The following is a 3,523-nucleotide window of genomic DNA, read 5'->3' on the forward strand; positions in this document are numbered from 1 at the left end:
CGGCCGACCGGGATCTGCGGGATGATGCGCTCGTTGAGCACCTTCTCGTCGATCGCCTTGACCATCTCGGTGGCGATGTAGCCGGGGCAGATGACGTTGACGGTGATGCCTGCGCGCGCCCCTTCCTGCGCCAGAGCCTTGCTGAAGCCAATGTCACCGGCCTTCGCGGCCGAGTAGTTGGTCTGCCCGGCCTGGCCCTTCTGGCCGTTGATCGAGGAGATGGTGATGACGCGGCCGAATTTGCGGTCGCGCATGCCGCTCCACAGCGGATGCGTCATGTTGAAGACGCCGGATAGATTGGTGTCGACGACCTCCTTCCACTGCTCGCGAGTCATCTTGTGGAACATGGCGTCGCGGGTGATGCCGGCATTGTTGACCAATACCGAGACCGGACCGAGATCGGCCTCGACCTTGCCGATGCCGGCAGCGCAGGCGTCGTAATCGGCGACCGACCATTTGTAGACAGGGATCCCGGTCTCTGCCTTGAACTTCGCGGCCGCCTCGTCATTGCCGGCATAGTTGGCGGCCACCGAATATCCTGCATTTTTGAGCGCGACCGATATTGCCGCGCCGATGCCGCGCGATCCGCCCGTGACGATTGCTACCTTGCTCATGCGCTTCCCCTTCTTGAAGTGGCCCTGTATCCGGGCCTGTCAGATACAAAACGGGCGGCTTGCGCCGCCCGTCAGTCATCTCGTCAGAGTGCTTCCACGCACATTGCGACGCCCATGCCGCCGCCAATGCATAGGGTCGCCAACCCCTTCCTGGCGCCGCGCCGGCGCATCTCATGCACCAGCGTGTTGAAGATGCGGGCGCCGGAAGCGCCGATCGGATGGCCGATGGCGATGGCGCCGCCATTGACGTTGACGATCGAGGTGTCCCAGCCCATGCCCTTGTTGACGGCGCAAGCCTGCGCGGCGAAGGCCTCGTTGGCCTCGACGAGATCGAGGTCCTTCGCCGACCAGCCGGCCTTTTCCAGCGCCCTCTTCGAAGCCGGGATCGGGCCGGTGCCCATGATCGCCGGATCGACGCCGGCGGTCGCCCAGGACGCTATGCGCACCAACGGCGTGATGCCGCGACGGACAGCCTCGGCTTCGCTCATCAGCAGCGCGCCGGCGGCGCCGTCATTGATGCCGGATGCGTTGGCGGCGGTGACCGTGCCATCCTTGTCGAAGGCGGGCTTCAATTTGGTCATGGCGTCCAACGTCGCGCCGTGACGGATATACTCGTCCTGGTCGACGACGGTGTCGCCCTTCTTGCCCTTGATGGTGAAGGCGACGATCTCGTCCTTGAACTTGCCGGCCTTCTGCGCGGCTTCCGCCTTGTTCTGCGATGCCAGAGCGAACTCATCCTGGTCGTCGCGGGTGATCTGGAACTGGCGGGCGACGTTCTCGGCGGTGTTGCCCATGTGGTAGCCGTTGAAGGCGTCCCACAGGCCGTCCTTGATCATGGTGTCGATCATTTTGTAATCGCCCATCTTGACCCCGGCGCGCAGGTGCTGGGCGTGCGGCGACAGCGACATCGATTCCTGGCCACCCGCGACGATCACCTTGGCGTCGCCGGTCGCGATCTGCTGCATGCCGAGCGCGATCGCGCGCAGGCCGGAGCCGCAGACCTGGTTGAGACCCCAGGCGGTGGTCTCCTTGGGCAGGCCGGCATTGATCGAGGCCTGGCGGGCGGGGTTCTGGCCCTGGGCTGCCGTCAGCACCTGGCCGAGGATGACCTCGTCGACTTCCGCCGGATCGACCTTGGCCCGCGCCAGCAACTCCTTGATGACCACCGCACCAAGCTCATGGGCCGGCGTTGCGGCGAAACTGCCGTTGAAGGAACCGACCGCCGTGCGGGCGGCGCTGGCGACGACAATTGAATTGGAAGCGGACATTTTTCTTCTCCAGACTTCGAGGTGTCGTGTTTTAGGGTACCGTTATGGACTTTCTTGCCCGTTCCAGAACCCGAGTCAAACCGGAAATGGGCATGGCCGCCATGCGCCGCAAGCACGCCGCACCGGCGGCCCGCCGCAACGCAATCACGGTCGCGCAGCATTTTTCGCCCGGCCATGCAGCATTAATTGATGCCGCACTGCACAAACCACTTGGAATTGTGACGCTTTTGCGCATATCCTCGACAAATGGCGCAATCGTTACCGGCTGCTTACTCTCAATGCGCCGGTATCCTGGGGAGGATACGGATGGCCGCGAAAGACGACCCGATCGTCATCAAGAAATATGCCAATCGCCGGCTCTACAACACCGGCACCAGCACCTATGTGACGCTCGAGGATCTGGCCGAGATGGTCAAGAAGGGCGAGGAGTTCACGGTGCAGGACGCCAAGACCGGCGATGACATCACCCATCCGGTGCTGACCCAGATCATCTTCGAGCTGGAGAACAAGGATGGGCAGAACATGCTGCCGATCCCGTTCCTGCGCCAGTTGATCGCCTTCTATGGCGATCAGATGCAGATGATCGTGCCGAGCTTCCTCGAGCAGTCGATGATCGCCTTCACCAAGGAGCAGGAGCGTTTCCGCGAGCAGATGAAGGGCGCCTTCGGCAAGACGCCAATCGACATGATGAAGACGCCGATGAAGGCGCTGGAGGAGCAGACGCGCCGGAACGTCGAGATGTTCCAGAACGCCATGCGCATGTTCACGCCGTTCCCGCCCGCCGGCACAAATTCAGCCGCGCCGGCCGAGCCGACCAAGAAAGAAGAAAAATCCGACGACCTGCAGGAATTGAAGGCGCAGATCGCGGCCATGCAGCGCAAGCTGGACACGATGTCCTGACGGGTGTGTCACCGTTTGTGACAGTCGCAAGCGTTCATGGTTAGCCGAAAAGGCCCATCCCTTCGTCATCCTCGGGCTTGACCCGAGGATCCATGCCGTGACCTTGGTCGCAGGATGGAACGGTGCAGATTCTGCAATTGTTGCAATTCCTTAGCGTCACGGCATGGATCCTGGGGTCTGCGCGCGTCGCTTCGCTCCTTGCTCCGCCCTAGGATGACGACAGACACGCATTCCGGCTAATCCCTGGAAGCCCTCATGCCGGCCCGGCAGGCCCGTCATAACGCGCACGGGGCCTGATCGGCCGGTTGCTCATCACCTGCTCGATGGCATGAGCGGTCCAGCCGATGCTGCGGCCGAGCGCGAACAGGCGAAACGGCGCATCGGCGGGCAGCTGCAGGCCGCGGGTCATCGCGGCCAGCGCGAAATCGATATTGGGCTGCAGGCCGGTCGCGGCGACGACCGCGTCGCGCAATTGCAGCAGTCCACGGTCGACATCGAGACCCGGCAACAGGCCCACGGCGCGCGGATCGCCTTCCGGATAGAGCGGATGGCCGAAACCCGGCAGCGGCCGGTCGTGGGCGAGCCAACGGGCGATCGCCTCGTCCGGGCCTAGCCGCTCCGCATCCTCGACGAGCGCGATCGCCGCCGCACCCGCCCCACCGTGGCGCGGGCCGGTGAGCGTCGCGAGACCGGCGAGCAGGCAGGCGGCGATCGGCGCGCCGGTGGAGGCCGCGACGCGGG

4 protein-coding genes are annotated in these 3,523 nt (G+C 64.1%); 1 reads left to right on the forward strand and 3 read right to left on the reverse strand.

Annotated features, from left to right (window positions below; genetic code table 11):
* Both phbB and Q0L57_RS08270 read right to left on the reverse strand, forming a co-directional pair.
* Nucleotides 1–614 (reverse strand): acetoacetyl-CoA reductase (gene phbB, locus Q0L57_RS08265; RefSeq protein ID WP_296740985.1); only part of this gene is annotated, 614 nt, incomplete at its 3' end.
* An 83-nt stretch (nucleotides 615–697) separates the two neighbouring features.
* The gene (locus tag Q0L57_RS08270; RefSeq protein ID WP_296740988.1) at nucleotides 698–1,882 is read right to left on the reverse strand and encodes an acetyl-CoA C-acetyltransferase; all 1,185 of its coding nucleotides are present in this window, start codon (nucleotides 1,880–1,882) and stop codon (nucleotides 698–700) included.
* A gap of 306 nt (nucleotides 1,883–2,188) precedes the next feature.
* Here Q0L57_RS08270 and phaR point away from each other — a divergent pair, with 306 nt between their 5' ends.
* Complete coding sequence (gene phaR, locus Q0L57_RS08275) at nucleotides 2,189–2,782, forward strand: polyhydroxyalkanoate synthesis repressor PhaR (RefSeq protein ID WP_296740991.1); 594 nt, start codon at nucleotides 2,189–2,191, stop codon at nucleotides 2,780–2,782.
* A 253-nt stretch (nucleotides 2,783–3,035) separates the two neighbouring features.
* Here phaR and Q0L57_RS08280 read toward each other — a convergent pair.
* Nucleotides 3,036–3,523 (reverse strand): citrate/2-methylcitrate synthase (locus tag Q0L57_RS08280; protein ID WP_296740994.1); only part of this gene is annotated, 488 nt, incomplete at its 5' end.

This window comes from Mesorhizobium sp. (assembly GCF_024509055.1).
GTDB lineage: Bacteria > Pseudomonadota > Alphaproteobacteria > Rhizobiales > Rhizobiaceae > Mesorhizobium.